Source organism: Streptomyces sp. NPDC012466, from assembly GCF_042955215.1.
Lineage (GTDB): Bacteria > Actinomycetota > Actinomycetes > Streptomycetales > Streptomycetaceae > Streptomyces.
Genome location: NZ_JBIBEQ010000011.1, coordinates 231,644 through 255,967 on the forward strand (window position 1 = coordinate 231,644; position 24,324 = coordinate 255,967).

At 73.2% G+C, this 24,324-nt stretch carries 23 protein-coding genes; 6 read left to right on the top strand and 17 right to left on the bottom strand.

Annotated elements, in window-relative coordinates:
• Positions 1 to 53: 53 nt before the first annotated feature.
• From pheT to infC, 7 genes are all read right to left on the bottom strand, one after another.
• Positions 54 to 2,567, bottom strand: a complete 2,514-nt coding sequence (gene pheT, locus ACFY9E_RS34000; RefSeq protein ID WP_390990768.1) for a phenylalanine--tRNA ligase subunit beta — start codon at positions 2,565 to 2,567, stop codon at positions 54 to 56.
• Positions 2,567 to 3,694 carry a phenylalanine--tRNA ligase subunit alpha gene (gene pheS / locus ACFY9E_RS34005; protein WP_390990770.1) on the bottom strand — a complete coding sequence of 376 codons (1,128 nt, stop codon included), beginning with the start codon at positions 3,692 to 3,694 and terminating at the stop codon, positions 2,567 to 2,569. Before pheS ends, pheT begins: the two co-directional genes overlap by 1 nt.
• 128 nt (positions 3,695 to 3,822) lie before the next feature.
• Positions 3,823 to 4,965, bottom strand: a complete 1,143-nt coding sequence (locus ACFY9E_RS34010) for an ATP-binding protein (protein ID WP_390990772.1) — start codon at positions 4,963 to 4,965, stop codon at positions 3,823 to 3,825.
• A gap of 54 nt (positions 4,966 to 5,019) precedes the next feature.
• Entirely contained in the window at positions 5,020 to 5,880 is an 861-nt protein-coding gene (locus ACFY9E_RS34015; RefSeq protein WP_390990775.1) for a TrmH family RNA methyltransferase, read from the bottom strand.
• 85 nt (positions 5,881 to 5,965) lie between these two features.
• On the bottom strand, positions 5,966 to 6,349 hold the full coding sequence (rplT, locus tag ACFY9E_RS34020; protein ID WP_010045263.1) for a 50S ribosomal protein L20: 384 nt from the start codon (positions 6,347 to 6,349) through the stop codon (positions 5,966 to 5,968).
• Positions 6,350 to 6,447: 98 nt separating this feature from the next.
• Complete coding sequence (gene rpmI / locus ACFY9E_RS34025) at positions 6,448 to 6,642, bottom strand: 50S ribosomal protein L35 (RefSeq protein WP_003977225.1); 195 nt, start codon at positions 6,640 to 6,642, stop codon at positions 6,448 to 6,450.
• A gap of 108 nt (positions 6,643 to 6,750) precedes the next feature.
• Positions 6,751 to 7,401: a translation initiation factor IF-3 gene (gene infC, locus ACFY9E_RS34030; protein WP_142164951.1), complete on the bottom strand. Its 651-nt coding sequence runs from the start codon at positions 7,399 to 7,401 to the stop codon at positions 6,751 to 6,753.
• Between the two features lie 396 nt (positions 7,402 to 7,797).
• Between infC and ACFY9E_RS34035 the strand changes: the two genes are divergently transcribed.
• On the top strand, positions 7,798 to 8,154 hold the full coding sequence (locus ACFY9E_RS34035) for a DUF1844 domain-containing protein (protein ID WP_390990778.1): 357 nt from the start codon (positions 7,798 to 7,800) through the stop codon (positions 8,152 to 8,154).
• A gap of 1 nt (position 8,155) precedes the next feature.
• Here ACFY9E_RS34035 and ACFY9E_RS34040 read toward each other — a convergent pair whose 3' ends face one another.
• Genes ACFY9E_RS34040 through ACFY9E_RS34050 form a run of 3 tightly spaced genes read right to left on the bottom strand, consistent with a single transcriptional unit; the run spans position 8,156 to position 11,775 of the window.
• Positions 8,156 to 8,887, bottom strand: a complete 732-nt coding sequence (locus tag ACFY9E_RS34040; protein ID WP_390990780.1) for an SseB family protein — start codon at positions 8,885 to 8,887, stop codon at positions 8,156 to 8,158.
• 42 nt (positions 8,888 to 8,929) lie between these two features.
• The gene (gene mycP, locus ACFY9E_RS34045; RefSeq protein WP_390990783.1) at positions 8,930 to 10,132 is read right to left on the bottom strand and encodes a type VII secretion-associated serine protease mycosin; all 1,203 of its coding nucleotides are present in this window, start codon (positions 10,130 to 10,132) and stop codon (positions 8,930 to 8,932) included.
• Positions 10,129 to 11,775, bottom strand: coding sequence for a hypothetical protein (locus ACFY9E_RS34050; RefSeq protein WP_390990785.1), 1,647 nt, complete (start codon positions 11,773 to 11,775; stop codon positions 10,129 to 10,131). The genes mycP and ACFY9E_RS34050 overlap by 4 nt, the downstream gene beginning before the upstream one ends.
• Before the next feature lie 268 nt (positions 11,776 to 12,043).
• Here ACFY9E_RS34050 and ACFY9E_RS34055 point away from each other — a divergent pair, with 268 nt between their 5' ends.
• Complete coding sequence (locus ACFY9E_RS34055; protein ID WP_390990788.1) at positions 12,044 to 13,246, top strand: alanine racemase; 1,203 nt, start codon at positions 12,044 to 12,046, stop codon at positions 13,244 to 13,246.
• A gap of 12 nt (positions 13,247 to 13,258) precedes the next feature.
• Here the strand turns inward: ACFY9E_RS34055 and ACFY9E_RS34060 are convergent, their stop codons facing one another.
• From ACFY9E_RS34060 to ACFY9E_RS34075, 4 genes are read right to left on the bottom strand one after another with little or no spacing between them, the layout of a single operon-like run.
• Positions 13,259 to 14,158 carry a DUF2510 domain-containing protein gene (locus tag ACFY9E_RS34060; RefSeq protein ID WP_390990918.1) on the bottom strand — a complete coding sequence of 300 codons (900 nt, stop codon included), beginning with the start codon at positions 14,156 to 14,158 and terminating at the stop codon, positions 13,259 to 13,261.
• A 48-nt stretch (positions 14,159 to 14,206) separates the two neighbouring features.
• On the bottom strand, positions 14,207 to 14,992 hold the full coding sequence (locus ACFY9E_RS34065) for a 3-oxoacyl-ACP reductase (protein ID WP_390990790.1): 786 nt from the start codon (positions 14,990 to 14,992) through the stop codon (positions 14,207 to 14,209).
• Complete coding sequence (locus ACFY9E_RS34070) at positions 14,989 to 16,362, bottom strand: aldehyde dehydrogenase family protein (protein ID WP_390990792.1); 1,374 nt, start codon at positions 16,360 to 16,362, stop codon at positions 14,989 to 14,991. The genes ACFY9E_RS34065 and ACFY9E_RS34070 overlap by 4 nt, the downstream gene beginning before the upstream one ends.
• Positions 16,363 to 16,370: 8 nt before the next feature.
• Positions 16,371 to 17,735 (bottom strand): glutamine synthetase family protein, encoded by a 1,365-nt coding sequence (locus tag ACFY9E_RS34075; protein ID WP_390990795.1) that lies wholly within the window; start codon positions 17,733 to 17,735, stop codon positions 16,371 to 16,373.
• Positions 17,736 to 17,819: 84 nt separating this feature from the next.
• Between ACFY9E_RS34075 and ACFY9E_RS34080 the strand changes: the two genes are divergently transcribed.
• The 3 genes from ACFY9E_RS34080 (at position 17,820) to ACFY9E_RS34090 (ending at position 20,871) form a co-directional block, all read left to right on the top strand.
• Positions 17,820 to 18,560 (top strand): FCD domain-containing protein, encoded by a 741-nt coding sequence (locus tag ACFY9E_RS34080; RefSeq protein WP_390990798.1) that lies wholly within the window; start codon positions 17,820 to 17,822, stop codon positions 18,558 to 18,560.
• 153 nt (positions 18,561 to 18,713) lie between these two features.
• Positions 18,714 to 20,159: an ethanolamine permease gene (gene eat, locus ACFY9E_RS34085; RefSeq protein ID WP_390990801.1), complete on the top strand. Its 1,446-nt coding sequence runs from the start codon at positions 18,714 to 18,716 to the stop codon at positions 20,157 to 20,159.
• A gap of 37 nt (positions 20,160 to 20,196) precedes the next feature.
• Positions 20,197 to 20,871 carry a gamma-glutamyl-gamma-aminobutyrate hydrolase family protein gene (locus ACFY9E_RS34090; RefSeq protein WP_390990921.1) on the top strand — a complete coding sequence of 225 codons (675 nt, stop codon included), beginning with the start codon at positions 20,197 to 20,199 and terminating at the stop codon, positions 20,869 to 20,871.
• Between the two features lie 24 nt (positions 20,872 to 20,895).
• Here the strand turns inward: ACFY9E_RS34090 and ACFY9E_RS34095 are convergent, their stop codons facing one another.
• Positions 20,896 to 21,825 carry a LysR substrate-binding domain-containing protein gene (locus tag ACFY9E_RS34095; RefSeq protein ID WP_390990804.1) on the bottom strand — a complete coding sequence of 310 codons (930 nt, stop codon included), beginning with the start codon at positions 21,823 to 21,825 and terminating at the stop codon, positions 20,896 to 20,898.
• Between the two features lie 70 nt (positions 21,826 to 21,895).
• Here ACFY9E_RS34095 and ACFY9E_RS34100 point away from each other — a divergent pair, with 70 nt between their 5' ends.
• A complete protein-coding gene (locus tag ACFY9E_RS34100; protein WP_390990807.1) occupies positions 21,896 to 23,047 on the top strand; it encodes a TDT family transporter in 1,152 nt (383 codons plus the stop codon).
• On the opposite strand, the gene ACFY9E_RS34105 is transcribed toward ACFY9E_RS34100, so the two are convergent.
• Together ACFY9E_RS34105 and ACFY9E_RS34110 are read right to left on the bottom strand one after the other, a co-directional pair.
• Positions 22,959 to 23,681 carry a helical backbone metal receptor gene (locus tag ACFY9E_RS34105; RefSeq protein ID WP_390990810.1) on the bottom strand — a complete coding sequence of 241 codons (723 nt, stop codon included), beginning with the start codon at positions 23,679 to 23,681 and terminating at the stop codon, positions 22,959 to 22,961. The genes ACFY9E_RS34100 and ACFY9E_RS34105 overlap by 89 nt on opposite strands.
• A complete protein-coding gene (locus tag ACFY9E_RS34110; protein ID WP_390990812.1) occupies positions 23,678 to 24,241 on the bottom strand; it encodes a helix-turn-helix domain-containing protein in 564 nt (187 codons plus the stop codon). The genes ACFY9E_RS34105 and ACFY9E_RS34110 overlap by 4 nt, the downstream gene beginning before the upstream one ends.
• Positions 24,242 to 24,324 lie beyond the last annotated feature (83 nt).

The following is a 24,324-nucleotide window of genomic DNA, read 5'->3' on the forward strand; positions in this document are numbered from 1 at the left end:
CCGCGGCGACCCCTCGGTCACCGGTCCGCCGCAGCTCCCCGCCCCTCGGGCGTTCAGCTCCGCAACTCGGCTCCGACACGCTCGCCCGCGAGCGCCACCGCCGCGTCCCGGGCCGCGGACGCCTCGTCCACGGTCAGCGTCCGGTCGGAGGCCCGGAACCGCAGCGCGTACGCGAGCGACTTCCGCCCCTCCCCCAACTGCTCGGTGTTCTCGTACACATCGAACAGCCGGATGGACTCCAGCAGCTCCCCGGCCCCGTCCCGCAGCGCCGCCTCGACGTCGGAGGCCGGCACGAACGCGTCGACGACCAGGGCGACGTCCTGCGTGGCGACGGGGAACGTGGAGATCCGCGGTGCCGCAGCCGTGGCGTCACCGGCGGCCTCCACCGCGTTCAGGTCGATCTCCATCGCACAGGTGCGCGCGGGCAGCCCGAGGGCCTTCACGACCCGCGGGTGCAACTCGCCCGCGTGCCCCACGACCCGCTCGGCGCCGTCGACGGTGAGCACCAGCTCCGCGCACCGCCCCGGGTGCCACGGCCCGTACTGCCCCTTGCGGATGACGAGTTCGGCACCGGCCTCCCGCGCGACGGCCCGGGCGGCCTCGACCGCGTCGGCCCAGTCGGCCGGGCGGCCCTTGCCCCACCAGCCGGCCTGCTCGCGCGCACCGGCGAGGACCACGGCGACGTGCCGCGGCTGCTCGGGCAGCGCCGCGTTCAGCTCGGCGAGTTCCTCGTCGGCCGGGCGACGGTCGACGGGCAGCACGGCGGCGATCCGCTGCTCCTCGCGCGGCCGGAAGACCAGACCCGTCTCGAACAGCGCGAGGTCGTGCGAGCCCCGGCCGTCGTTGCGCCGCAGGGCGGCGAGCAGACCCGGCAGCAGCGTCGTGCGCAGCGCGGGCTCCTCGTCGCTGAGCGGGTTGCTGAGCTTCACGACGCGGCGGACCGGGTCATCCGCGTCGAGGCCGAGCTGGTCGAAGACCTGCTCGCCGATGAACGGGTAGTTCAGCGCCTCGACGTACCCGGCACCGGCCAGGGCCCGGCCCACCCGGCGGTGCAGCCGCTGCCGGTCGGTCAGACCACGGCCGGCCGGCGGCTTGGGCAGCGTGGAGGGCAGGTTCTCGTAGCCCTCCAGCCGGATGACCTCTTCGGCCAGGTCGTTCGGGTCGGTGAGGTCGGGACGCCAGGACGGCACGGTGACGATCAGTTCGTCCTGCCCGTACACGTCGCAGCCGACCTCCTGGAGGCGGCGCACGACGGTCTCGCGGCCGTACGCGACGCCCGCGACCTTGTCCGGGTGGTCGGCCGGGATCGTGATGGTACGCGGCGCGGACGGGGCGAGGACCTCGGTGACGCCGGCCTCGGCGGTGCCTCCCGCGAGCAGGACCAGCAGGTCGACGGTGCGCTGCGCGGCGGCCGCCGCGGCCTGCGGGTCGACGCCGCGCTCGAAGCGCCGGGACGCCTCGGAGGACAGCTTGTGCCGGCGGGCGGTGCGCGCGATCGACACCGCGTCGAAGTGCGCGGCCTCGATGACGACGTCCGCCGTGGCGTTCTGCACGTCGTCGTGGTCGGCGATCTCCGTGTTGGCGCCGCCCATGACGCCGGCGAGCCCGATCGGGCCGCGGTCGTCGGTGATCACCAGGTCCTCGGCGTCCAGCGTGCGCTCGACGCCGTCGAGGGTGGTGAGCTTCTCGCCGGGCTCGGCGCGGCGCACGCCGATGGTGCCCTGGACCAGGGAGCGGTCGTAGGCGTGCAGCGGCTGGCCGAGCTCCATCATCACGTAGTTGGTGACGTCGACGGCGAGCGAGATCGGGCGCATGCCGACTTTCTGGAGCCGCCGCTGGAGCCAGATCGGGGAGCGGGCCTCGGAGCTGAGACCGGTCACCGTGCGGGCGGTGAAGCGGTCGCAGCCGGTGGGGTCGGAGATCCGCACCGGGTAGCCGTACGCGTTCGGGCTGGGCACGTCGAGCAGCGCCGGGTCGCGCAGCGGCAGGCCGTAGGCGGTGGCGGTCTCGCGGGCCACGCCGCGCAGCGACAGGCAGTAGCCGCGGTCGGGCGTGACCGCGATGTCGAGGACCTCGTCGACCAGCTCCAGCAGTTCGACGGCGTCCTTGCCGATCTCGGTCTCCGGCGGCAGGACGATGATGCCCTTGGTGCCGTCGTCGCCCATGTTCAGCTCGTCGCTGGAGCAGATCATGCCGCGCGAGATCCGGCCGTAGGTCTTGCGCTCGGCGATCTGGAAGTCACCGGGCAGGACGGCGCCGGGCAGGGCCACGACGACCTTGTCGCCCACGGCGAAGTTGCGGGCGCCGCAGATGATCTCCTGGGGCTCGCCGGTGCCGTTGGCCTGGCCGACGTCGACGGTGCAGAAGCGGATCGGCTTCTTGAACTCCGTCAGCTCCTCGATCGTCGCCACCTGGCCGACGACCAGCGGGCCCTTGAGGTCGGCGCCGAGCTGCTCGACGGTCTCGACCTCGAGGCCAGCCGAAATGAGCTTGGCCTGCACGTCGCGACCGGTCTCCGTCTCCGGCAGGTCGACGTACTCCCGCAGCCAAGAAAGCGGGACCCGCATCAGATCTCCATCCCGAACGGCCGGGTGAACCGGACGTCACCCTCGACCATGTCTCGCATGTCTTCGACGTTGTGGCGGAACATCAGCATCCGCTCGATGCCGAACCCGAAGGCGAACCCGCTGTACTTCTCGGGGTCGACGCCGCAGGCGGTGAGCACCCGCGGGTTGACCATGCCGCAGCCGCCCAGCTCGATCCAGCCCTCGGACGAGCAGGTACGGCAGGGGCGGTCGGGGTTGCCGATGGACTCGCCCTTGCAGACGTAGCAGAGCATGTCCATCTCGGCGCTGGGCTCGGTGAACGGGAAGTAGTTCGGCCGCAGCCGGGTCTTCATGTCCGCGCCGAACAGGGCCTGGACCATGTGGTCCAGGGTGCCCTTGAGGTCCGCCATGGTCAGGCCCTCGTCGATCGCGAGCAGCTCGATCTGGTGGAAGACGGGCGTGTGCGTGGCGTCCAGCTCGTCGGTGCGGAACACGCGGCCGGGGCAGACGATGTAGACCGGCAGCTCACGGTCGAGCAGCGCGCGGGCCTGCACCGGAGAGGTGTGGGTGCGCAGGACGACGCCGGACCCGGACTCCTCGGTGCCCTCGGGGCCCCGCACGAAGAAGGTGTCCTGCATCTGCCGGGCCGGGTGGTCGGGCAGGAAGTTCAGGGCGTCGAAGTTGAACCACTCCGCCTCGGCCTCCGGTCCTTCGGCGACCTCGTAGCCCATGGCCACGAAGACGTCCGCGACCCGCTCCATCATCGTGGTGAGCGGGTGCCGGGCGCCGGACGGCACGCGGTCGTAGGGCAGCGTGACGTCCACCGCCTCCTCGACGAGCACCCGCGCGTCCCGCTCGGCCTCGAGCTCCACCTGACGGGCGGCGAGGGCCTTGTTCACGGCACCGCGGGCCTGGCCGACGCGCTTGCCGGCCTCGGCCTTGGCGTGCGGGGGCAGGGCGCCGATCTCGCGGTTGGCGAGTGCCAGCGGCGAGGTGGGGCCGGTCTGGGCGACCTTGGCCTCGTGGAGCGCTTCGAGGGAGTCCGCGGCGGCGAAGGCGGCGAGCGCCTCGTCCCGCATGCGCTCGATCTCTTCCGGTTTCAACGTCTCGACCTCGACAGGGTCGTACGACTTATTCGGTGCCGACATCTCTTCCCGTGCTTCCGATTGGCTGGCTGAAGGTCCCCGTCACCGACTCGGACGGCCGTCTGGTGGGACACAAAGGTGCCAATGGCCGAGTCTAACGGGGTGGAGGAATACGAATGCGCCCGCGGGGCTCAGGCGAGATAGGCCGGAGCGCTCACGGGCAACGTAAATCGGAACTCGGCGCCGGCGCCGGGAGCGCGGCCGACCGTGATGGTGCCGCCGTGGGCCTCGACGATGCCCTTGACGATGTAGAGCCCGAGGCCGGTGCCACCGCGCTTGCTGCCCCGCCAGAAGCGGGTGAAGACGCGGTTCATGGACTCCTCCGGGATGCCGGGCCCCTCGTCGCTCACCGTGACCGACGTACCGGTGTCCTCGCCCTCGCGGGGGGACGCCGTGGCCGTGACGTCGATCGTGACAGTTCCCTCGCCGTGCCGCACGGCATTTTCCAGCAGGTTGCTGAGCACCTGGTCGATCTTGTCGGGGTCGGCCCACAGGTCGGGCAGCGGCTGCTGGACGCGCAGCAGGAACCGGTCGGCCGGCTGCCCGGCGGCGACGTAGGCCTGGATGTGCCGTCCGACGGCGGCGCCGATGTCGACGGGCTGGCGGCGCACCTCCAGCCGGCCGGAGTCGATCCGGGAGATGTCGAGCAGTTCGGCGATGAGCCGGGTGACGCGGTCGGCGTCGGCGTCGACGGTCTCCAGCATCAGGCGCTTCTGGTCGTCGGTGAAGCGTTCCCACTTGGCCAGCAGGGTGGCGGTGAAACCCTTGACGGAGGTGAGCGGCGAGCGCAGTTCGTGGGCGACGGTGGCGATCAGCTCGGCGTGGCTGCGCTCGGTGCGGCGGCGGGCCTCGGTGTCGCGCAGGGTGACGATCAGGCGCCGGAGCGGTCCGGTGGGCCGGGTGCGGACGTAGCGCGCGCACACCAGCACCTCACGGCCGCCGGGCAGGAGCAGGTTGCGCTCGGGCTGTCCGGCGCGGATGGCGAGGCCGCCGTACGGGTCGGTCAGCTGCCACCAGCGCCGGCCCTCCAGGTCCTCTAACGGCAGGGCCTTCTCCAGCGGCTGCCCGAGGGCGTCCTCGGCGCGGACCGCGGTGATGCGCTCGGCGGCCGCGTTGAAGCAGATGACACGGCCCTGCTCGTCGGCGACGACGAGCCCGTCGGGCAACTGGTCGGGGTCGATGCCCAGGCCGGCCGGATCACCGGGTGGCCGGGACGCGGCGGGCGGGCTCCCGGCGTCCTGGGCTCCCGGTGCGCTGCTCGTGCCGCCACTCATCCCCGTACCCCACCTCCAAGGCTCCGCAGAGGGGTCCCTGAGCTGGTCACCCTACTAGTTCCCGGTGACGGAGCGGCACCCTCCGGAGGCGCGCTGTGCACGCGCCGACGCATAGAGACATACGGCGGCGGCGGTGGCGAGGTTCAGGCTCTCGGCCTTCCCGTGGATCGGAACGCGCACGACGGCGTCCGTGAGGGCGCGGGTCTCCTCCGGCAGACCCCACGCCTCGTTACCGAAGACCCAGGCGGTGGGCCCGCCCATGGTGCCCTTGTCGAGCTCGTCGTCGAGGTCGCGGTCGCCCGCCCCGTCGGCGGCGAGGACCCGGATCCCGGCGTCCCGCAGCGTGTCGACGGCCCGCTCCACGGGGACGCCGACGGCGACCGGCAGGTGGAACAGGGAGCCGACGGAGGCACGGACGGCCTTGGGGTTGTACACGTCGACGGAGGCGTCGGTCAGGACGACGGCCTCGGCGCCGGCCGCGTCGGCGCAGCGCAGCACGGTCCCGGCGTTGCCGGGGTCACGGACGTTGGCGAGGAGGGCGACGAGCCGGGGACGGGCCGCGAGGACCTCCTCGAACGGCGTGTCCAGGAACCGGCAGACACCGACGAGCCCTTGCGGGGTGACCGTGGTGGAGATGTCGGCGATGACCTGCTCGGCGGCGAGGTGCACCCGTGCTCCGGCGTCCCGGGCCGCCCCGACGATGTCGGCGTAGCGCTCGGCGGCCTCCAGCGTCGTGAACAGCTCCACGAGCGTGGCCGCACCCCCGGACCGGTGTCCGGCCGCCTCCCGGACGGCCTGTGGCCCCTCCGCGAGGAACAGCCGCTCCTTCCCCCGGAAGTTCCGCTTGGCCAGCCGCCGCGCGGCCAGGACGCGGGGGGAGCGGGGGGAGATGAGCTCGGGGGTGGCGGGAGACATCCGGTTCGCTTTCTCGGTAGCTGCACAGCAGGACCCGCAGACCGTTGGCCTGCGGGTCCTTCAGTCACATCGGCTCGAGCCGGTGTCACGCAGCCTTCGGCGCGTTCACGTCGCTCGGCAGCGCCTTCTGGGCGACCTCGACGAGCGCGGCGAACGCACCGGCGTCGTTGACGGCCAGCTCGGCCAGGATCTTGCGGTCGACCTCGATGTTCGCGGCCTTCAGACCCTGGATGAAGCGGTTGTAGGTCATGCCGTTGGCGCGGGCAGCGGCGTTGATGCGCTGGATCCACAGCTGACGGAAGTCGCCCTTGCGCTTCTTGCGGTCGTTGTAGTTGTAGACCAGCGAGTGGGTGACCTGCTCCTTGGCCTTGCGGTACAGGCGCGAGCGCTGACCGCGGTAGCCGGAGGCCTGCTCGAGGATCGCCCGGCGCTTCTTGTGGGCGTTGACTGCCCGCTTGACGCGTGCCACTAGTTAACTCCTTGTAGCGGGGTCGTGGGGGTGCTCACACGACCCGAAATCGATTGGGTCCCGGTCCGGCGTCCGTACGGCGCTCGCGCGCCGGGACGTCACTTGCCGAGAAGCTTCTTGATCTTCGCGGCGTCGCCCGGGGCCATCTCGGCGTTGCCCGTGAGGCGACGCGTCACGCGGGACGACTTGTGCTCGAGCAGGTGGCGCTTGCCGGCGCGCTCGCGCAGCACCTTGCCGGAGCCGGTGATCTTGAAGCGCTTGCTGGCACCGCTGTGCGACTTGTTCTTCGGCATAGCGCCGTTCTCTCCTCGTCGGTGGCGCTCCGGTGCCCGGTCGCGAAACCGGGCACGGTGGAGCGTCGTCTTGTTTCGGTTGCTTCCTGGGACTGGCGTCCCGGGGAGTCACGCCTCGGCGTGCTCCTCGGCGGGCTCCTCAGCCGGCGCGTCGGTCTCCGCGGCGTTCTGCGACTTGCCGGGGTTGGCCTTCGCTTCCGCCTTGCGGGCTTCCTGCGCCTGGCGAGCCTCGGCCATCGCCTCGGTCTTCTTCTTGTGCGGACCGAGAACCATGATCATGTTGCGGCCGTCCTGCTTCGGGTTCGACTCAACGAAACCGAGATCGGCCACGTCCTCCGCGAGACGCTGCAGCAGTCGGTAGCCCAGCTCGGGCCGGGACTGCTCGCGACCACGGAACATGATCGTGATCTTGACCTTGTCGCCCTGCTTGAGGAACCGAACGACGTGACCCTTTTTGGTGTCATAGTCGTGCGGGTCGATCTTCGGCCGGAGCTTCATCTCCTTGATGACCGTGTGCGCCTGGTTCTTGCGCGCCTCACGGGCCTTCATGGCCGACTCGTACTTGAACTTCCCGTAGTCCATGAGCTTGCACACAGGCGGACGGGCGGTCGCCGCCACCTCGACCAGGTCCAGGTCGTACTCCTGCGCAAGCTCCAGTGCCTTGGCCAGGGGGACGATGCCCACCTGCTCGCCACTGGGACCGACAAGTCGCACCTCGGGAACGCGAATCCGGTCGTTGATGCGGGGCTCGGCGCTGATGGATCCTCCTCGGTAGCACCACGCGACAGTCTGGCGGACAGCCGCGTTAACGTCTGTGTTCGATAGACCTAACCGCGCCGGAGCAACAAAAATGCCCCGGACGATCCCAGGCGGGGCTCCTCGAACTACCGGAGCACCGCCGCGGGAAGCCGCGGGGCGCGCTTTCGGACGGAACGCCGCCACGAGGACGGGACCGCCTGACCGGTGACCCGCCGCCCTGAGGGTGATCGGGTGGGAGTTCGAAAGCCTCCACTTGTGGGCCGGGCTCGCGGGCTGTGAGGCATACGTGTCCGACCGGTCGTTACACGAGATTACCAGGATTGGCCAGGGACGGCCAATCGGGGCGTACCGGGGTCCCGTGGGGAGGACCCGCTCTCTGCGCCTATCGTGTGGGGCATGAGTGAGACCTCTCCTGAGTCCCCCGACTTCGACGCCATGGCCCGCGACATCGCCGAGGTCCCGGCCGTCGAGGTGATCGTGACGGTCGCCGTCAACCTGATGAGCGCGGCCGCCGTGAAGCTCGGTCTGACCGAGGAGGGCGAGAAGCACAAGGACCTGGACGAGGCCCGCAAGCTGGTGCACGCGCTGGCCGGTCTGCTGGACGCCTCCACGACCGAGATCAGCTCCTTCCACGCGGCTCCCCTGCGCGACGGCCTGAAGTCGCTGCAGCTGGCGTTCCGCGAGGCCTCCCTCGTCCCGGACGAGCCGGGCCAGGGCCCGGGCGAGAAGTACACGGGTCCGGTCTACGGCTAGTTCATCCGCGTACGTACAAGGGCTCGCCCGGGGGCGTCGCCTCGGCCGGCAGCAGTGCCAGGTCGAGGCCGCGCACCAGGCGGGCCCTCAGTGTTTCGTCGGCGGCCAGGCGCTCGGCGACGGCCCGGGCGGCTTCGGCGGGGGCCGCGGAGGGGTCCAGGACCAGGGCGAGGGTGCCGTCGGCACGACCCGGGCCGAGGTGGGCGCGCAGGACGGCGGGTTCGGCGGCCACGGCGTCCCGAACGGCCTCGACGACCGCCGGGTCGGCGAGCGGGTCCGTGGTCGCGCGTCCTTCGGCCAGGGCGAGCAGGGCGGGGCCGGTCAGCTCGAAGGGCACCGGTCCGGCCAGGTCGAGCACGATCGTGTCCGCCTTCTCGTGCGCGGCGGCCTGGAGCGCCTGGTGCAGCGGTACGGCGACGGGGCGGGCGGCCGGGTCCCAGCGGGCGAGGGAGTCCGTGGAGGTGAAGGCGGGCAGGGCGGTGCGGTTCCCGGCCTTCAGGGTCGGGACGGCCATGTCGCTCGTCTTCTCGCGGCGCAGTCCCCGCTCGTCCTCCTCGACCTCGCCGAGCACGGCCACGACGGGCACGAGCAGCCGGGCGCCCTTGAGGGCGTCGAGGACCGGGCCCAGCGCGCCGCGGTCCTCGGACCAGGCGGCGAGTGCCGCGCTCAGCCGGGGGTCGGCGGAGCCGTCGTCGTCGGAGAAGCCGGAGTCCGGGATGTTCTTGTTCGCCACTCGTCGACCCTATCGGCCGGGTGGTGGGCCGCCGGCAGCGGCTCAGACGTCCTCGCGGCCCGTACGGCGGCCCCGCCACAGGACGACCGCCGCGACCAGCAGGGCGGCGCCGGCGCCGCCCGCGAGGGGGGCGGCCCAGTCGGCGGTGCCGTCGTCGGAGGCGGCGGCGTCCGGGCCGCTGCCGAAGTACTTCGCGCCGTAGGACGCCGAGTGGAGGCCTTCCGGCTTCAGCCTGCCGGCGGCCTCGATGGCGGCGGCCGGGTCGATGAAGCCGAAGCCGCGTGAGTCGTCGCGGCCCCCGACGGGAGCGTTGCGGGCGGTGTCCTCGAGGAGGGATTTGATCTGGGCCGGGGTCAGGTCGGGGTGGGCGGCCTTGACCAGGGCGGCGGCGCCGGAGACGAAGGCGGCGGCGGCGCTGGTGCCCCAGCCCTCGTAGTACTTGTGGTCGGGGTCGGCGATGACGACGTTGACGCCCGGAGCGCTCACGGTGGCGTACCAGCGGCGGGTGGAGAACGGGGCACGGGTCCCGGCGCGGTCGACGGCGGTGGCGGCGATCACGCCCGGGTAGGCGGCCGGGTAGGAGATGTGGTCGCCCTTCTCCCCGCCGTTGCCGGCGGAGGCGACGACGACCACGCCCTTCTTCAGGGCGTACTGGACGGCCTGGTCCTCGGTGGGTTCGGGGTGCGCGGAGGCGGAGTCGTCGCCGAGGGAGAGGTTGATGACGTCGGCGCCGTGGTCGGCGGCCCAGCGGATGCCCTCGGCGAGGGCATTGCCGCGGGTGCTGCGGGCCTTGGCGCGGGAGGGGTCGCCGTCCTCCAGGATCACGCGGACCGGGAGGATCTTCGCCTCGGGAGCGATGCCGAGGACGCCGTCGGCGTTGCCCGGGCCGTGTCCGTGGCCGGCGATGATGCCGGCCATGGCGGTGCCGTGCCGGGCCCAGGCGCGGTCGCCGGGCTCGGCTCCGAAGCGGATCAGGTCCTTGCCGGGGAGGACGTTGCCGGCCAGGTCCGGGTGGTCGGCCTCGACGCCGGTGTCCAGGACGGCGACGGTGACGCCCTCGCCCTTCGTGGTCTGCCAGGCCTGCTCGGTGTGCATGGCCTCCAGGGCCCACTGCTGGGCGCGGATGCCGTCGGCGTGTGCGGTGGCGGCGGGGAGGAGGACGAGGCCGGCGGTGAGCAGCACGCCGAGGGCTGTGGCCTTGCGGGACGGCCTGCGCGCGGGTTTTCCGGCCCGGGTGTGCTTCATGACGGCTGCTCCGAGGCCGAGCGGACGTTTCTGCGGAAGTCGCGTTCGACGCGGTCCGCGAGGCCCTGCGCCTCGTTGCCGAGGCCGGCCTGGGCGGCGGCGCTGGTGGCACCGGCCTCCATGGCGTCCCCGGCGGGCTGCGGGTCGTCGACGCTGCGGCCGTCGGCCCACCCGGAGACGGCGTAGACGACGACGGGGGCCTCGGTGAGCACGGAGACGGTCCAGGAGGCGCGCTGCCCGGGGCCGAAGCCGGCGGCCGGCGTGCCCTCGGCGGCGTAGGGCAGGGGCATCAGGTCGCTGCGACGGTCCAGGCGTTCGTTGCGGAAACGGTTCGCGAGGGCGGTCATGCCCGGGGCGTCGGCCGTGGTGAAGAGCAGGCCGACCGTGGTCACGTAGCTCTCGGTGGCGTCGGTGTAGGTGGCGCGCAGGAGGCGTTCGCAGCCGGCCGGGGCGAGGGCCTTGCGCAGCAGCGGGTCGAAGGCGTCCTTGCAGCCGCTGTCGGGGGCGACGGCGATGCGGGTCCAGGTGCGGTCGGCGCCGCCGGGGCCGGCGCCCTTGCCCTGCACCGTCGGCGGGAACAGCTGGTCGACCGGGACGCTGTGCCAGAGGCTTCCCGCCGCGGCGAAGGTGCTGGGCGCGCCGTCCTCCCCGGAGCCTCCGACGAGCCAGCTGCCGGTGACCGCGCCCGAGATGAGGCCCAGCCCGAGGACGAGGCAGACGGCGGCCGCGGCGGCCTGGGACGCGCCGCGCCCGCCGAGCGGCCGGGGCCGGGCGTCGCCGTCGTAGCCCTCGGGCTCACCGAACGACACGAGGGGGCGCGTGGCGCTCCAGGAGAGGGCGGGGTCGGGAGAGACGGGGGCGGGGTTCCGGGGCGGTGCTGCGGAGGGGGCCGGCGGCCGGGTGGGAGCCGGAGGCAGGCGCGTGCCGCGCCCGGCGGTCGCGCCGCTGACGGTGGAGGTGCCGGTGGCGGCCGACGGCTCGTGCGCGGGGCGCGGCGGGGTGCCGGGGCGTATGGCCGTCGTCCCCTGCGCGGCCGGGCGGACGGGGGGCTGGGCGGGCTCGTCCGACGCCGGGGCCGCGGGAACCGGGCGCAGGCTCGCGGTCGTCTCGGGCGCGTGCTCGCCGGTGCGGCGGGGCGTGGGGAGGCGGAACGGGCGGCCGGCCGTCTCCGGCTGCGCCCCGGCCGAGGCGTCCGTACGGCCGGGCGAGGAGAGCCGGAACGGCCTGCCGGACGTCTGGGTGGTGGGTCCCTCCGGGGGGCCGGGACGCTCCGCCCGGCCGGGCGAGCCCGGTGCGGGGAGGTGGCGCGGCCGCGGAGGGGCGTCCGGTGCCGGGGCGTCGGGGAAGCGGGTGGAGGCGCGGGGCGGCGGCGGTGGGACGGACTCGGGGCGCCGGGGCACGGCGGCAGCGGCGTTCGCGGCCCCGAGGTTCGGGAACCGGGGGCGGCCGTTCGGCCGGTCGGAGGGTTTCGCGGCATCCGCCCGGGGCGGGGTGGCTCCCGCTGTCGTGACGGGGCCGGAGGCGGTGCCCGGGGTGCCCTGCTCGTCGGGCACCGGGTCCTCGGGAGTGGCCGGGGGGTGGGGCGGGCGTGGTGGGGCGGTGGGGCGTGGGGGAAAGGAGGCGCGCCGCGCTTCCGTGCTCATGCACCCCCCGTTTCCTCATGCCCGGGCCGCTCGTCTCGCGCGGGCCGGTGTCGCCTGCCCGAGGCCCGGTACGCCGATCGTCCCGGGCACACATACCCGTACGAACGGAGCGTCATCCCGGCGCGGATCCCCGGCCGGCGTCGTCCGCCGTACGTGCGCGTCACTCTACGGCTTGTTCCTGGGCGAACGGGAACCAGTCCACGAGGCCGGGGCATCTGCCCGGAACATCCCCCTACCCAGCGGTAATCCGGTCTGGCAGGCTGCGTTCATGACTGCGCGCGCCGCCGACCGGGCCCGTTACGACCGGGCCACCGCCCATCTCGACGCCCCTCTCGCGATCGTGGACCTGGAGGCCTTCGACGCCAACGCCGCCGATCTGGTCCGCCGCGCCGGGGGCAAACCCGTCCGGGTCGCCAGCAAGTCCGTGCGCTGCCGGGCGCTGCTGGAGCGGGTCCTGGCCCGGGACGGCTTCGCCGGGATCATGTCGTTCACCCTCGCCGAGTCGCTGTGGCTGGCCCGGTCGGGGTTCGAGGACGTGCTGCTCGCCTATCCGTCCGCGGACCGCGCGGCGTACGCCGAACTCGCCGGTGATCCCAAGCTCGCCGCCGCCGTGACCGTCATGGTCGACGACGTGGCCCAGCTGGATCTGATCGACGCCTCCCGGGGTGGCGGGCGTGAAGTGGTGCGGGTGTGCCTGGAGTTGGACACCTCCCTCAGGCTGCTCGGCGGGCGGGTGCGGGTCGGGGCCCGGCGGTCGCCGCTGCACTCCCCCGCCCAGGTGGCCGACGTGGCGCGGGCGGTGGCCCGGCGCCCCGGCTTCGAGGTCGTGGGGATCATGGCGTACGAGGGGCATGTCGCCGGTGTCGGGGACGCGCTGGCCGGGCGTCCGCTGCGGTCCCGTGCGATCCGGCTGATGCAGGCGGCCGCCAAGCGTGAACTCGCCGAGCGGCGTGCGGAGGTGGTGCGTGCGGTGCGCGCCGTCGTGCCGGGTCTGGAGTTCGTCAACGGCGGTGGCACCGGCTCGGTGCAGCACACGGCGGCCGAGGACGCGGTGACGGAGATCGCCGCCGGGTCGGGGCTGTACCTGCCGCGTCTGTTCGACAACTACACGTCGTTCAGCGGCCGTCCGGCGGCCCTCTTCGCCCAGCCCGTCGTGCGGCGGCCGGGGGTCGGGGTCGTGACGGTCCTCGGCGGTGGGTACCCCGCCTCGGGCGCGGCCGGGGCCGACCGGTCGCCGGTGCCGTACCTGCCCGAGGGGCTGCGCTACGACCCGCAGGAGGGTGCCGGTGAGGTGCAGACGCCGCTGCTCGGCTCGCCCGCCGACGACCTGCTGATCGGGGACAAGGTGTGGTTCCGGCACGCCAAGGCCGGTGAGCTGTGCGAGCGGTTCGACCGGCTGCACCTGATCGAGGGTGACGCGGTGACGGCGACCGTGCCGACCTACCGCGGCGAGGGTCACACGTTCCTGTAGGCCTGTGGGGCGTCAGTCCGTCGGGCCGATGCTGCTGCCGACGCCGCCGCCCGTGTCCGCGTCGCCGACCGGGCGGATGCCCTTGGTGACGCGGTCCATGTCGGCGAGCGGCGGTCCGTCCTCGCCGGCGTCGAAGACGTACCGGACGAGGACCGGTGACTCGGTGCCGACGCTGGAGGGGAAGACGAGCGACTGGACGTAGCCGCCCGGCCCCTTGGCGGTCGTGACGCGCCAGCGCACGAGGTACCCGGCGCGGCCCGCCACCGCGACCGGCCCGGACTTGACGACCCGGTGGGACTTCAGGCCCCCGTAGAGCTCGCGGCCGAGCGTGTCGCGGTCGTAGGCCTCGTCGGCCGCCTCGGAGATGTCCGCCTTGGCGAGGGCCTCGGGGGACTTCTCGTCGTTCTCGGTCACCGTGCGGGAGAAGATCATGCCGTGGCGGCACAGGCCCACGCCGCCGGGGCAGTCGTAGGTGCCGTCGGTCGTCATGACGACGTCGTCCTGGGCGACGTACTGCGGGCGGACCCAGCCGTCGAGCAGCGGGAACGTGATGCCGTTGAGCTGGTCCTCGACGACCGCGGGGTCGTCGGCGGAGGGCTCGGAGGTGGACGCCTCGGGCGTCGGCTCCGGGGAGTCCGAGGTGGGCTCGACGGTGGAGGTGGGGGCCGTCCTGGTCTCCGTGCCGCCGCCGTCGCCCCCGGCGAGGGCGACGGCTCCGGTGACGATCGCCGCGACCAGGACGATGCCCGTGGCGGTCAGGGCGACCACCTTCGTGCGGCCTGTGCCGCCACCCGGCGGCGGGGTGGCGGGGGCCTCGGGCGCGCGGCGGTGCTCGGTCCAGGCCGTGCCGTCCCACCAGCGCTGAAGGTGCGGGGCGTGCGGGTCGGGATACCAGCCGGGCGGAGGCGTCATGCTCATCCCGGCACTGTAGGGCGCGAACCGGACCCGCCGGACACGGGCTTACAGGGGTGTGACGTACGCCCCGGCGATCCCGCCGTCGACCAGGAAGTCGGTGGCGTTCACGAAGGAGGAGTCGTCGCTGGCCAGGAAGGCGACGGCGGCGGCGATCTCCTCGGCCTCGGCGAACCGGCCCAGCGGGATGTGCACCAGGCGGCGCGCGGCCCGCTCCGGGTCCTTGGCGAACAGCTCCTGGAGGAGGGGCGTGTTGACCGGGCCGGGGCACAGGGCGTTCACGCGGATGCCCTCGCGGGCGAACTGCACGCCCAGTTCCCTGGACATGGCGAGGACACCGCCCTTGGAGGCCGTGTACGAGATCTGCGAGGTGGCCGCGCCCATCCTGGCGACGAAGGACGCCGTGTTGATGATGGAGCCCTTGCCCTGGCGCCGCATGTAGGGGATGGCGGCCTTGCAGCACAGGTAGACGGAGGTGAGGTTGACCTCCTGGACGCGCTTCCAGGCCTCCAGGCCGGTCTCCAGGATGGAGTCGTCGTCGGGCGGGGAGATGCCGGCGTTGTTGAAGGCGATGTCGACGCTGCCGTAGGTGTCGTAGGCGGTCTTGAAGAGCGCCTCGACCTCGTCGGGGTCGGTCACGTCCACCTTCACGAAGGTGCCACCGGTCTCCTCGGCGGCGGCCTTGCCGCGGGCCTCGTCGACGTCGCCGCAGACGACGTGCGCGCCCTCGGAGGCGAGACGGCGGGCGGCGGCCAGGCCGATGCCGCTGCCGGCTCCGGTGACGACGGCGGTACGGCCGGCCAGGCGGCGGCAGATGTTTTCCTGGGCAGTCACTGTGCGGGGCCCTCCGTGCTGATGAAGACGTTCTTGGTTTCGGTGAAGGCGGCCAGGGCGTCGGGGCCGAGCTCGCGGCCGACGCCGGACTGCTTGTAGCCGCCGAACGGGGTCCAGTAGCGGACGCTGGCGTGGGAGTTGACGGACAGGTTGCCGGCGCGGACGGCCTGGGAGACGCGCAGGGCGCGGCCGACGTCCCGGGTCCAGATGGAGCCGGAGAGGCCGTAGGGGGTGCCGTTGGCCAGCCGGATCGCGTCCTGCTCGTCGGTGAACGGCAGCAGGACGGCGACGGGGCCGAAGATCTCCTCGCAGGCCGCCGCCGAGTCGGGGCTCTCCCCGGTGAGGACGGTGGGCGGGAACCAGAAGCCCGGGCCCTCGGGTGCGCTGCCGCGCAGGGCCGGGGCGTCGTCGGGCACAAAGCTCCGGACGCGGTCGAGTTGCTGCCGGGAGATCAGCGGGCCCATCTGGGTCTTGTCGTCGGCCGGGTCGCCCACCACCACGGCGGACAGTGCCTCGGCGAGCAACTCGCGGACTTCGTCGTAGACCGGTTCCTGCACGAGGATCCGGGTGCGGGCGCAGCAGTCCTGGCCGGAGTTGTCGAGGAAGGAGAAGGGGTCGACGGCGGTCTCGAGGTCGGCGTCGGCGAAGACGATGTTGGGGCTCTTGCCGCCGAGTTCGAGGGTGACGGGCTTGACCTGTTCGGCGCCGAGGGCCGCGACGCGCGTCCCGGTCCGGGTCGAGCCGGTGAAGACGATCTTGGCGACTCCGGGATGGCGGACCAGGGCGTCGCCCGTGATGTCACCGCGTCCCGGCAGGACCTGGAGGAGGTGCTCGGGGAGCCCGGCCTCCAAGGCGAGTTCGGCGAGGCGCAGGGCGGTGAGCGGGGTGGTCTCGGCGGGCTTGAGGAGGACGGCGTTGCCGGCCGCGAGGGCGGGGGCCGTGCCCCAGGCGGCGATCGGCAGGGGGAAGTTCCAGGGCGCGATCACGCCGACGACGCCGAGCGGTTCGAGGATCGTGACGTTCAGGCCCCCGGGCACCGGGATCTGCCGGCCGGTGAGCCGCTCCACTCCCCCGGCCGCGTAGTCCAGCAGGTCACGCACGTTGCCCGCCTCCCAGCGGGCGTTGCCGATGAGGTGGCCCGCCTCGCGGACCTCCAGGCGGGCCAGCTCCTCCAGGTGCTGGTCGACGGTGGCGGCGAAGCGGCGCAGCAGCCGGGCGCGGTCGCCGGGGGCGAGGGCGGCCCAGATCCGCTGTGCCCTGGCGGCGTGGGTGACGGCCGCGTCGACGTCGGCCGGACTCGCCCCGGCGACGACGGCGACGACCTCCTCGGTCGCGGGGTTCAGTACGTCCAGAAGGTGCTCGGAAGACAAGAAGGGCCTCACAGACGTTCGAAGGAGCGGCGCAGCTCCCAGTCGGTCACCGCGGCGTCGAAGGCGTCCAGTTCGACGCGCGCCATGTTGCGGTAGTGCGCGACGACCTCGTCGCCGAAGGCGGCCCGGGCGATGGGGCTGTTCTCCCAGAGCTCGGCGGCCTCGCGCAGGGTGGTGGGGACGTGGTCGAGGTCGGCGGCGTAGGCGTTGCCGGGGCAGGGCTCGGGCAGCTCCAGCTTCTGTTCGATGCCGTGCAGTCCGGCCGCGACCAGTCCGGCGACGGCGAGGTAGGGGTTGACGTCGCCGCCGGGCAGGCGGTTCTCGAAGCGCAGGGAGCGGCCGTGGCCGACCACGCGCAGCGCGCAGGTGCGGTTGTCCTGGCCCCAGGCGACGGCGGTCGGCGCGAAGGAGCCGGGCTGGAACCGTTTGTAGGAGTTGATGTTGGGGGCGTAGAGGAGGGAGAAGTCGCGCAGGGCGGCGAGCTGGCCGGCGAGGAAGTGGCGCATGACCTCGGACATGCCGCCCTCGAGGTCGCCGGCCATGGCGTTGGTGCCGTCGGCGTCGGCGAGCGAGAGGTGGATGTGGCAGGAGTTGCCCTCGCGCTCGTTGTACTTGGCCATGAAGGTGATCGACATGCCCTCCTGGGCGGCGATCTCCTTGGCGCCGGTCTTGTAGACGGAGTGCTGGTCGCAGGTGACCAGGGCCTCGTCGTAACGGAAGGCGATCTCGTGCTGGCCGGGGTTGCACTCGCCCTTGGCGGACTCGACGGTGAGGCCGGCGCCGGCCATCTCGTTGCGGATGCGGCGCAGCAGCGGCTCGATGCGGCCGGTGCCGAGGACCGAGTAGTCGATGTTGTACTGGTTGGCCGGGGTCAGGCCCTTGTAGCCCGCGTCCCAGGCCTGTTCGTAGGTGTCCTTGAAGACGATGAACTCCAGCTCGGTGCCGACCTGGGCGGTGTAGCCGAGTTCGGCGAGGCGCTCCAGCTGGCGGCGCAGGATCTGCCGGGGGGCGGCGACGACCGGGGAGCCGTCGCTCCAGGCGAGGTCGGCGTGGAGCATGGCCGTGCCCTCGTTCCAGGGGACGCGGCGCAGGGTGGTCAGGTCGGGGTGCATGGCGAAGTCGCCGTAGCCGCGGTCCCAGGAGGACATCGCGTAGCCGTCGACCGTGTTCATCTCGGTGTCGACGGCGAGCAGGTAGTTGCAGCCCTCGGTGCCGTGTCTCAGGACCTCGTCGAGGAAGAAGCGGGCGGCGAACCGCTTGCCCTGGAGTCGCCCTTGCATGTCGGGGAAGGCCAGGACGACAGTGTCGATCTCACCGCCGGCGACGAGGGTGTGCAGTTCCTCGACGCTCAGCGGGGGTGTGCGGTCTGCCACGGGAAGGCCTCCTAGGCTCCTTGGGTCCGCCGGGAGCCATAAGGTATTGCGGAGAACCATTGCTTGGGAAGGGGGTGCGGCCACATGCCGGAGGAAGCTGACGGCGGTGGGGTGGAGCGCGACGGGCTGACACCGGTGCTGCGGCCGGTGCGCGCGGGCAACGGCTTCGAGGAGGCGCTGGAGCAGATCCTGCAGGTCGTGCGGCTGGGTCTGGTGCCGGGGGGCGAGCGGCTGCCGGCCGAGCGGGAGCTGGCGGAGCGGCTGGGGATCAGCCGGGTGACGCTGCGCGAGGTGCTGAAGGTGCTCCAGGACCAGGGGCTCGTCGAGTCGCGGCGCGGCCGGTACGGCGGCACGTTCGTGCTGCCGCGCGCCGACGCCGTCGGCGAGGACGAGCTGCGGCGCCGGGTCGCCGAGGTCGACATAGAGGACGTGCTGCGGTTCCGGGAGGTGCTGGAGGTGGGCGCGGCCGGGCTGTGCGCGGCGCACGGGCTGGAGGAGAAGCAGGCGGACCGGCTGCGCGAGGCCCTGGCGCGCACGCACGACGCGCCGCTCGCCGAGTACCGCCGCCTGGACACGCTGCTGCACCTCACGATCGCCGAGCTGTCCGGCTCCCCCACCCTCACCGCCCAGTACGCGGCGGTCCGCGCGACGGTCAACGACCTGCTCGACTGCATCCCGCTGCTGGTGCGCAACCTGGAGCACTCCCAGCGCCAGCACACCGCCCTGGTGGAGGCCGTGATCGAGGGCGAGGCCGACCAGGCGCGGGAGATCGCGCGCGAGCACTGCGGGGGCACGGCGGCGCTGCTGCGGGGCTTCCTCGGCTGAGCCGGGCGGTGTCGCGGCGCGGTGAGGATTTACGGGCGATTAACGCACGGGTCTTGCCTTCCCTCGGTCGGCACCGCAAAGGTATGGCTCCATTCCATTGAGCCGTAGTCCGCTCGCCCCCGTGACCGCCGCCGCCCCGTCGGGAGTCTGCCCATGTCCCAGGAACCCACCGCCACACCCGCCGCCCCGGAGGGCGACGACTATCTGGAACGCAGAGCCCTGCGCCGCGGCAGCGCCGGCTGGGTGCTGCTGACCGGCCTCGGCGTCGCCTACGTCGTCTCCGGCGACTACTCGGGCTGGAACTTCGGCCTCGCCGAAGGCGGCTTCGGGGGCCTGGCGATCGCCATGGTGCTGATGGGCGCGATGTACACGTGCATGGTCTTCGCGCTCGCCGAGCTGTCCTCGATCCTGCCCACGGCGGGCGGCGGCTACGGCTTCGCCCGGCGGGCGCTCGGCCCGTGGGGCGGCTTCCTGACCGGCACGGCGATCCTGATCGAGTACGTCCTCGCGCCCGCCGCCATCGTCATCTTCATCGGCGACTACGTCGAGTCCCTCGGCCTGTTCGGCCTGGAGTCCGGCTGGCCGATGTACCTGGTCTGCTTCGCGATCTTCCTCGGCATCCACCTGTGGGGCGTCGGCGAGGCGCTGCGCTTCAGCTTCGTCGTCACCGGCATCGCGGTGGTCGCGCTGATCGTGTTCGCGCTCGCGGCGCTGCCCGACTTCTCCTTCGCGTCGCTGGACGACATCCCGGTCGACTCCTCCGCCGCGGGGTCGAACTCCTGGCTGCCGTTCGGCCTCCTCGGGATCTGGGCGGCGTTCCCCTTCGGCATGTGGTTCTTCCTGGGCGTGGAGGGCGTGCCGCTGGCCGCCGAGGAGACGAAGGAGCCGGCCCGTACCCTGCCGAAGGCGATCCGCTGGTCGATGGCCATCCTGGTGGTGCTGGCGGTGGTCACGTTCTTCGCGGCGGCCGGCGCGCGCGGCTCCGCGGCCGTCCAGGAGGCCGGCAACCCGCTGGTCGAGGCGCTCCAGCCGAACGGCGAGGCGACGACCCTCAGCCGGATCGTGAACTACGCGGGCCTGGCCGGTCTGGTGGCGTCGTTCTTCTCCCTGATCTACGCGGGCTCACGCCAGCTGTTCGCCCTGTCCCGGGCGGGCTACCTGCCCCGCTTCCTGTCGCTGACCAGCCGCCGCAAGGCCCCGTATCTGGGCCTTCTGGTGCCCGGCACGATCGGCTTCCTGCTGGCGGCGGTGTCGGGCAACGGCGCGCGGATGCTGAACATCGCCGTCTTCGGAGCGACCATCTCCTACGCGCTGATGTCCCTGTCGCACATCGTGCTGCGCCGCAGGGAACCGGAGCTGGAGCGGCCGTACCGCACACCGGGCGGGGTGCTGACGTCCTCGGTCGCCCTGGTGCTGGCGTGCGCGGCGCTGGTCGCGACGTTCCTGGTGGACGTGACGGCGGCACTGATCGCACTGGCGGTGTACGCCGTGGCCGTCGGGTACTTCGGCCTGTACAGCCGCAAGCGGCTGGTGGCGAGTGCGCCGGAGGAGGAGTTCGCGGCGCTGGCGGCGGCCGAGGCAGAGTTGGCACGGGACTGAGGCGTCGAGCGGTGAGGGAGTTGTCGTGGGCAGGCCGTTGATCGGGGTCAGCACCTATCTGGAATCAGGTGCGCGCTGGGGCGTGTGGGAGCTGGAGGCCGCCCTGCTTCCGGTCGGCTACCCCCGGCTGGTGCAGCGGGCGGGCGGCCTGGCCGCGATGCTGCCGCCGGACGACCCGCGGCACGCGGCGGCTGCCGTCGCCCGCCTGGACGGGCTGGTCATCGCGGGCGGGCCGGATGTGGAGCCGGTGCGCTACGGGGCGGAGCGCGAACCGCGGACGGGACCGCCGGCGCCGGAGCGGGACGCGTGGGAGCTGGCGCTGATCGAGGCGGCGCTGCGGGCCGGGGTGCCGTTGCTGGGCATCTGCCGGGGGATGCAGCTGCTGAACGTCGCTCTCGGGGGGACGCTCGTGCAGCACATCGACGGTCACGCGGAGGTCGTGGGCGTCTTCGGGGGGCATGCCGTCAAACCGGTGCCGGGGAGCCTGTACGCCGGTGTCGTTCCGGAGGAGACGTTCGTGCCGACGTACCACCATCAGGCGGTGGACCGTCTGGGCGCGGGCCTCGTCCCCTCCGCGTACGCGGCGGACGGGACGGTGGAGGCGGTGGAACTGCCCTCCGCCGACTGGGTCCTGGGCGTGCAGTGGCATCCGGAGATGGGCGAGGACGTACGGGTGATGCGGGCGTTGGTGGAAGCGGCTTCCGGCGCCTGACGCAGGGGACGGGACGTGCGGGGGTCATCCCCGCGTCAGCGACAGCAGGTCCCGCGCCGGGCCCGTGGGGCGATGCCCCGTGGGCCACACCGCTCTCAGGTCCCGCGCCAGGGCCACCCCGTCCACCGGCACCCGCACCAGCCGCCGCATCGCCAGCTCCTCCCCCACGGCGAGTTCGCTCAGCACCGCCGGCCCCGCCCCGCTCACCGCCGCCGCCTTCACCGCCGTCGTGGAGGAGAGCTCGATCAGCGGCCGGGCCAGCCCGCCGAGCGCCGCGTCCAGGACCTGACGCGTGCCCGAGCCCTTCTCGCGAAGGATCAACGGGGTCGTCGCCAGTTCGCCCGCGGCCAGCGGACGCCGCCGCCGGGCCCACGCGTGCGTGGGCGAGGCCACGACTATCAGCCGGTCGTGGGCGATGACCGCCGAGTCGAGACCGGCCGGCACCGACAGCCCCTCCACGAATCCCAGGTCCGCCTCGTCGGACAGCAGCCGCTCCGCCACCACGGTCGAGTTCCCCGCGTGCAACGACACCGCCGTGTCGGGCCGCTGTGCGCGCAGCGCGAGCAGCCAGCCGGGCAGCAGGTACTCGGCGATGGTCATGCTCGCGGCCACCCGCAGCCGGGAGTCGCGGCGCACGCGCAGCGCCTGCGCCCCCACGTCGAACGCCTCGGCCGCCTCCACGATCCGCCGCGCCCAGTCCGTCACCAGGGCCCCGGCGTCCGTGAGCCGGGACCCGCGGGGTGACCGGTCCACCAGCGCCACGCCCAGTTGCCGCTCCATCGACCGGATCCGGCTGCTGGCCGCGGGCTGGGTGATGCCGAGTTCCCGCGCCGCCCCACCGAGGCTGCCGAGCCGCGCCACCGCGAGCAGCAGCTCCAGGGCGCCCAGATCCGGCACCCGGTGCGCCAGTGTCCCGGCGGCCGAGGGCCCGGACTGTTCATCCGCGTTGCTCATAAACCCAGCTTATGTCGCCATAGAGGCGGACTCCCTGGTGGTGTGCCTCCCCCGGCCCGACCGTGGACACATGGTCACCGCAGCCCAGCCCCTCGCGTACCCGCTCTCCGTCCGCCATCTCGGACCCAACTGGTACGCCACCGTGATGGGCACCGCCGTCGTCGCCACCGCCGGCGCGGCCCTTCCCCCGCACGTCCCGGGGCTGCGGGGCGTGCTCACGGGAGTGTGGGCCCTGTCGCTCCTCCTGCTCCTGGCCCTCCTCGCGGGGCGGGCCGCGCACTGGACCCGGCACCGGGACCAGGCCCGCGCCCACCTCCTCGACCCGGCGGCGGCGCCGTTCTACGGCTGCCTCGCCATGGCCCTGCTGGCCGTGGGCGGTGGTGCCCTCACCGTCGGCCGGGACTGGATCGGCCTGCGGGCGGCCGTCGCGCTCGACGCGGTGCTGTTCACCGCCGGTACGGTCCTCGGACTCGTCGCGGCCGTCGCGGTGCCGTATCTGATGGCCGTACGGCACCGGGTGGAGCCCGGGCAGGCCACGCCGGTCTGGCTGCTGCCGCTCGTCGCGCCCATGGTGTCGGCCGCCGTCGGGCCGCTCCTGGTGCCGCATCTGCCGCCCGGTCAGGCCCGGGAGACGCTGCTCCTGTTCTGCTTCGCGCTGTTCGGGCTCAGCCTGCTCGCGACCCTGGTCATGCTGCCGCTGGTCTTCGCGCGGCTGGTCACCGGCGGGCCGCTGCCCCTCGCCCTCACCCCGACGCTGTTCCTGGTGCTGGGCCCGCTCGGGCAGTCCGCCACGGCCGTCGGCGCCTTCGCGGACGTCGCGCCGGGGGTCGTGCCGGAGCCGTACAGCGAGGGCTTCGGCATCCTGGCCGTGCTCTACGGCGTCCCCGTCATGGGGTTCGCGCTGCTGTGGTTCCTCCTGGCCGCCGCCCTCGTGCTGCGTGCCCGGCGGCACGGCATGCGGTTCTCGATGACCTGGTGGTCGTTCACCTTCCCGGTCGGCACCTGTGTCACCGGCGCCGAGGCCCTGGGCCGCCACACCGGGCTCATCGCCTACGCGGGTCCGGCGGTCGTGCTGTACGCGGTGCTGGTCGCGGCGTGGGGCACCGCCGTCGCGGGCACCGTGCGCGGGCTGCTCAGGGGTGAGCTGCTCGCAGCGCCCGGCCCAGTACCCGCGGCGCCTCGGCCAGTGACGGTCCGTACCACGTCAGGTGCCGTCCGCTGACGAGCGCGCAGGGCAGGCCGGGGAAGGCCTCGGGGCCGTCGTCGGCGGTGAAGCGGTACGGCTCGTCGGGGAGGACGATCAGATCCGGTGCCGAGGCGCGGAGTTCCTCCAGCGGGACGCGGGGGTAGCGGTCGGGGTGGGTCGCGTGCACGAGGTCGACGCCGAGGCGGGCGAGGACGTCGCCCGCGAAGGTGTCGCGGCCCAGGACCATCCACGGGCGGCGCCAGATCGGCACGACCGCCCTCCGCCGCGTCCCGGGCTCCGGCAGGGACGACCAGACGGCCTCCGCCTCGTCCAGCCAGCGCGGGCGGGCCGGCACACCGCAGGCGGCCAGCACCCGGGCCAGTTCCCGAAAGGCCCGCGGCACGTCGCGGATCTCCGTCACCAGGACCTCGGCGCCCGCCGCGCGCAGGGCCTGGAGGTCGGGTGCGCGGTTCTCCTCCTCGTTGGCGATCACCAGGTCGGGCGCGAGGGAGAGGATCCGGTCGGTCTTCGGGTTCTTGGTGCCGCCGACGCGCACGACGTCCAGGTCCGGGGGATGCGTGCACCAGTCGGTGGCACCGACCAGGGTTCCGGGCGGCGCGGACAGGGCCACGGCCTCGGTCAGCGAGGGGACGAGCGAAACCGCCCTCACCGGCGCGGCCGGTCCCGGACCGCCTCGATGTGCTCCGCCACGGCGACGACGATCACGCGGGTGTCCGACTCCGCCGCCCGCCAGCGGTGCCGTACGCCGCCGGTGAGGTACAGCGTGTCGCCGCGGCCCAGGCGGTAGGCGCGCCCCTCCGCCTCGATCTCCACGGCGCCGTCGGCGACGTACATCAACTGGTCGTTGCGGTACTGGAGTTCACGGGCAGCGTCATGGTCGCCGGTGAACTCGGAGGCGTGCATCTGGTGATGCCCGCGCACGAGGGACCGGGTCCGGGGCAGCGGCTCGGTGCCGTCGGCGCGGACCACGTCCACGCTGCACGCCGGGTCGGCCGCGGCGAGCAGTTCCACCGCCGTGGTGCGCAGGGCGTCGGCGACCTTCTCCAGGGAGCTGGTGCTGGGGCGCGCCCGGTCGTTCTCGATCTGGCTCAGGAACGGGACCGACAGGCCGCTGCGCGCGGCGACGACGGCGAGGGTGAGCTCCAGCGCGCGGCGACGCCGGCGCACGGCCGCACCCACCCGAAGAGGCTGCTCTTTGTGGTCGCCCATCGCTCCGGCTCCCTCCTTCGCCCGTCGATCCGCTCCCCGTGCGACGGTGTCCCGGCGCACTGCTCCTGTTGAGTTGTCTGCAC

What these genes read in the sequence shown, in the direction of transcription:
- ACFY9E_RS34015 (WP_390990775.1), bottom strand. Translation starts at nt 5,880, where the DNA reads ATGTCTCCCGCCACCCCCGAGCTCATCTCCCCCCGCTCCCCCCGCGTC.
- ACFY9E_RS34055 (WP_390990788.1), top strand. Translation starts at nt 12,044, where the DNA reads ATGACTGCGCGCGCCGCCGACCGGGCCCGTTACGACCGGGCCACCGCC.
- ACFY9E_RS34035 (WP_390990778.1), top strand. Translation starts at nt 7,798, where the DNA reads ATGAGTGAGACCTCTCCTGAGTCCCCCGACTTCGACGCCATGGCCCGC.
- ACFY9E_RS34080 (WP_390990798.1), top strand. Translation starts at nt 17,820, where the DNA reads ATGCCGGAGGAAGCTGACGGCGGTGGGGTGGAGCGCGACGGGCTGACA.
- mycP (WP_390990783.1), bottom strand. Translation starts at nt 10,132, where the DNA reads ATGAAGCACACCCGGGCCGGAAAACCCGCGCGCAGGCCGTCCCGCAAG.
- ACFY9E_RS34095 (WP_390990804.1), bottom strand. Translation starts at nt 21,825, where the DNA reads ATGAGCAACGCGGATGAACAGTCCGGGCCCTCGGCCGCCGGGACACTG.
- rpmI (WP_003977225.1), bottom strand. Translation starts at nt 6,642, where the DNA reads ATGCCGAAGAACAAGTCGCACAGCGGTGCCAGCAAGCGCTTCAAGATC.
- ACFY9E_RS34100 (WP_390990807.1), top strand. Translation starts at nt 21,896, where the DNA reads ATGGTCACCGCAGCCCAGCCCCTCGCGTACCCGCTCTCCGTCCGCCAT.
- ACFY9E_RS34060 (WP_390990918.1), bottom strand. Translation starts at nt 14,158, where the DNA reads ATGACGCCTCCGCCCGGCTGGTATCCCGACCCGCACGCCCCGCACCTT.
- pheS (WP_390990770.1), bottom strand. Translation starts at nt 3,694, where the DNA reads ATGTCGGCACCGAATAAGTCGTACGACCCTGTCGAGGTCGAGACGTTG.
- ACFY9E_RS34010 (WP_390990772.1), bottom strand. Translation starts at nt 4,965, where the DNA reads ATGAGTGGCGGCACGAGCAGCGCACCGGGAGCCCAGGACGCCGGGAGC.
- eat (WP_390990801.1), top strand. Translation starts at nt 18,714, where the DNA reads ATGTCCCAGGAACCCACCGCCACACCCGCCGCCCCGGAGGGCGACGAC.
- ACFY9E_RS34050 (WP_390990785.1), bottom strand. Translation starts at nt 11,775, where the DNA reads ATGAGCACGGAAGCGCGGCGCGCCTCCTTTCCCCCACGCCCCACCGCC.
- pheT (WP_390990768.1), bottom strand. Translation starts at nt 2,567, where the DNA reads ATGCGGGTCCCGCTTTCTTGGCTGCGGGAGTACGTCGACCTGCCGGAG.
- ACFY9E_RS34110 (WP_390990812.1), bottom strand. Translation starts at nt 24,241, where the DNA reads ATGGGCGACCACAAAGAGCAGCCTCTTCGGGTGGGTGCGGCCGTGCGC.